The organism is Capnocytophaga sp. oral taxon 329 str. F0087 (assembly GCF_000213295.2).
GTDB classification, from domain to species: Bacteria; Bacteroidota; Bacteroidia; order Flavobacteriales; family Flavobacteriaceae; genus Capnocytophaga; species Capnocytophaga leadbetteri_A.
The window spans coordinates 3,444-7,414 of sequence record NZ_KN390034.1; the positions used below are offsets into that span (position 1 = coordinate 3,444).

A 3,971-nucleotide genomic window follows, 5' to 3' on the forward strand; every position below is an offset into this window, starting at 1 on the left:
GGGAGCAAACAGCTGAGAAAGATACTATCAACGATTTAAAAATCCTCACCGAAAAAAGTACCTGCCAATGTGCTGTGGGAGGTAAAATATCTGTTACCCATAAAGGACATAACGAGCAAGACGAAGTAGAATAATCAAACACTCACGACAAATTTTATGAAAGGAATATATTACAAACTCCCTATTGATTTTGAAGGCTTGATGAAAAAGCAAGACCTTGCTAAAATAGCTTTGGAAGACTCTATCTCCCAATCTATTTTCACCCTAATGACTACTAGTTTTGGGGAATGCAAATTTGATGAAACGTATGGCTGTGAATTATGGGACTCGGATTTTGACCTTCTCAAAAGTGATAATGAACTAAAAGTTTTTGTTGCTAAAAGTTTAAAAAATAGCATTTTACAACACGAAAAAAGAATTTTCTTACAAGATGTTGAAGTAACCATCTCGGAGCAAGACTTAGGGAATACTCATAAAAAACGAATGAAGAAAAAGATATTAGTTTCCGTAAGAGCTATTGTTTTAGAAACTAATCGTCCTTTTGTATATGATTTTTTCTTTTTTGTAAGTCCTTTATCTTACTAATAAACAATAAAATATAACAATGAAACAGGAACAGATAAAAAATAGAATGATTAAGAGAGCTTCACGGATGTGGGGGTATAGTGAATTGGAATCTGAGAACGCTTTTGACCCTATCTTGGAACTCCTCCTTTCGGCTTGCGCTTCTGAACTTGAAAAGTTACGTTTTGAGCAAGAAAAATCACGTACAAGAATTACAGATAGAATTCTTGAAATCATCTTTCCTGATCAAATAATAGGAGTAGTTCCTGCTCAAACTCTTTTACAGCTCACTCCTGTAGAGAATAACGTACAACTTTCTCGCTATAACCATTTCAAAGCAGCTAAGAAAACTCAAAATTTATATGACCCAACTGAGGTAAAAACAAAAGATATTTATTTTAGTCCTACCTTAGAAATGAAACTTACTACAGCTCAAGTAAGATACTTAATATATGGTAATAAGGTACTACAGCAAGAAAGTTTCTTTTATCAGGAAGAAATAATTCAGTTAGAAAGGCAACTTCCGTTAGGGGAGTTTTGGGTGGGATTGCACGCTCCTGAAGTAGAAAAGTTAGAAGATTTGTGTTTCTATATAGACATAAACGACAAAGAACAAAAAGAATTTTTTACTTATTACCTACAACAAATAAAAGTTTTTTCAGGAGGGAAGGAATATGAATTAGTAGAAGGATACAATGTGCCTACTAATAATGTTGAATATGAAAATATAATTGCTAAGAACTATACAGGTATAGATGCTATTTACAATGAAATTAATCAATTTTACCAAGGAAATTTCTTTACTTTAAAAGGGAGTATCTATCCTGAAAAGGAAGATAGCACAAATTCAAATTCCTTCTTAGCATCTTACTTTCTTAATGGACGAATTACCAATGAAAAAGATATTATTTGGTTGCAATTCAAATTCTATGAAGTTGTTACGCCTAAAGTTTTAGAGAATGTACGTATTGCTCTGAACTGTGTTCCTGCTGTGAATGTACGTCATACAGAAGATAGTACCCGTATCAAAGGACAACTTACAATCTACCCTATACTTGGAGAAGATTCATTCTTGGATATAGATTATATATCAGATAATTATAAGAAAAGATATGATGTAAAGAATTATTTATCAGATGATAATATCTCAATAGTACTAAGAAGAGGAGGTGTTGCTCGATTTGATGAAAGGAATGCTTTAGAACACCTGCAACATCTCTTAGGACTCATTCGAGATGAAACAGCTTCATTTTCAGCAATAGGAAATGATTTTGCCATTGAAGAGGAACTCAAACAGATAGGACAAAATTTAGCTTCTATTTACCAAAATATAAAAGAGAAGAATTTATCATTAAATACAAGCCCATTTTTGATATTCTCTTCTAACAATAAGGAAATGGATATTAACTTTACCATTTCCTATTGGCATACAGCAGGAGAAGAAGGAAATGATATTAAAACAGGTATTTCATTAGTTTGTGATAGTGAAAACAAAACAGCTATCAATAAAGCTATCACTGTAAGACCCTCTTTGGGAGGCAGACGAGGGCTTACCACAGCCGATAAGATTTTAGAATATCGCAGTGCTCTGCTCTCACGTGGCAGAATTGTAACTATTGCCGATGTAAAAGCCTTCGCAAAGAGCCATTTCAAACACACTATCAAAGGATTAGAGGTACATAAAGGAACTAAAAAAGAAGTTTCTCTCAAAGGAGGATTTAAAAGGACTATTGATATTTTCCTCATTAAAAACAAAGAGGTAGAAGTAAATGAAACAGAATGGGAATACCTAAAAGATAGCTTTTTGATTAAGTTAGAAAAAGCCTCTGCAAATATCTATCCTTATCGAATTTTTGAGAGGTAACTAACAGAAATACAGCAATTTTTGACAAAGTAGAAATAGAAAACTCAAGGGATAAAATCAACTTTCAGGAGATAAAGCAAAAAACATTTCAAAAAAAATATTTATTTTATTTACTTGATTATCAGTCTAATAAAATTTTAAATGAAAATAATTTGAAAAATTCTTTGAAAAAAGTTTGGTGGTCTCATTTAAAAGTTTTATATTTGTGCAGAAAAGTTACAAAATATTGCTTTTCAACGTACTTAATAAGTTTAACATCCTAATACAAAAGCACTATGCTAACAAATAAAGGAATAGGAGGCAATGAAGTGCCTATAGACGCAAGTGAAGCTATCTTAGAGATAGCTCCTAATCGTACCTTGGTAGCTCAAAAACTCAGTGCAGAAGATCCTGTGAAACCTGAGTTGGTTGAGGGTCTCAATACTATAGACAAAGTATTTGAGCATTTCAAACCTACTTTAAAAGTAAATTTTGAAGATGGTGAAGGAGCTACTAAAGTGGAAGAATTAGCCTTTAAAGGATTAGGCGATTTCGGTACAAAAGGAATTACAGCACAGAGTGCTTTCCTTACTGGTTTGGCAACAGAGAAAGATCAATACCAAAAGATCATCAAACAGCTAAAGACAAACAAACTTCTTAAAGCTGCCTTAGAAGACCCAGACGCTAAAAAAGCATTGCAAGATACCTTGGAAGCTCTTATTGCTGAGCTGAATTAATCATTTCTAACAAAAAGTATTTGAACAATGGCAAATGAAATAAAACCAGCAAATGTTAGCTCACAAGAGCAAGACAACTCAGTACAGTCTATTAAGAAGTCTCTAGTTTCTCTGGAGAAATCATTGGACAAATTGGTACGCTATGGAGGTTTTGACTTATTAGAAGCATCCATAGAGAACGTACAAAACGTTAATCCTGAAAGAAAAGCACGCCGAAAAATATTTCTTACTGAAAGCAATAAGCAAAAGGAAAGAGATACTTTAAAGAAGACTTTAGAACTTTGGGCTAATGTATTAAAACAAAGTGATTCGTTAGTGGAAATGGTCTCTCATTGTGAAGACCAACAAAAATCTGCTGAAGAGCTTCTTTCTAAGAACTTGTACAATGCTGTAGAAGCTACTCGTGAATTGGAAGCCAACTATCGCACTATTGCTTTGTTCTACAAGAATACAGAAGAAGATAAGATTAAGAATATCACAATTATCAATGCTTCTTTAGAACAACTTAAAGACCTTGATAATACACGCTTTATTGATACTATACACGCCGAACTTTCAGATAACTACGACCGCTTAGACCTTAAAAACAACTATGGATTGTTAGTAATTCCTGGTTACTTAGGTTCTAACAAAGTAGTTGAAAAATGGGCTAAAATCGCACACGAAAACAAAGTGATGCTCGTTACAGACTTTGAGCACTTAGATGAGCCAGATGATGTAATGGAGATGTTTGATGAAGCGCACCTTACGGGTGGTGATGTATATCGTGCTAACGTACTGATGACCTGCAACTGGTTAGTAGGTAGAGGTCGCTTTAATGAAATAGG

Annotated in this window: 3 protein-coding genes and 1 pseudogene; all 4 read left to right on the forward strand. The window is 33.5% G+C overall.

Translation table 11 applies throughout. From position 1 onward, the window contains the following. The first annotated feature begins 156 nt into the window (after positions 1–156). Complete coding sequence (locus tag HMPREF9074_RS09550) at positions 157–585, forward strand: GPW/gp25 family protein (RefSeq protein ID WP_009389030.1); 429 nt, start codon at positions 157–159, stop codon at positions 583–585. A 19-nt stretch (positions 586–604) separates the two neighbouring features. Then, positions 605–2,428, forward strand: a complete 1,824-nt coding sequence (locus HMPREF9074_RS09555) for a type VI secretion system baseplate subunit TssF (RefSeq protein WP_009389035.1) — start codon at positions 605–607, stop codon at positions 2,426–2,428. 275 nt (positions 2,429–2,703) lie between these two features. Next, positions 2,704–3,144, forward strand: a complete 441-nt coding sequence (locus HMPREF9074_RS09560; RefSeq protein WP_009389042.1) for a hypothetical protein — start codon at positions 2,704–2,706, stop codon at positions 3,142–3,144. Between the two features lie 27 nt (positions 3,145–3,171). Further along, positions 3,172–3,971, forward strand: a pseudogene (locus tag HMPREF9074_RS09565) (type VI secretion system contractile sheath protein TssC); the annotation flags it as partial.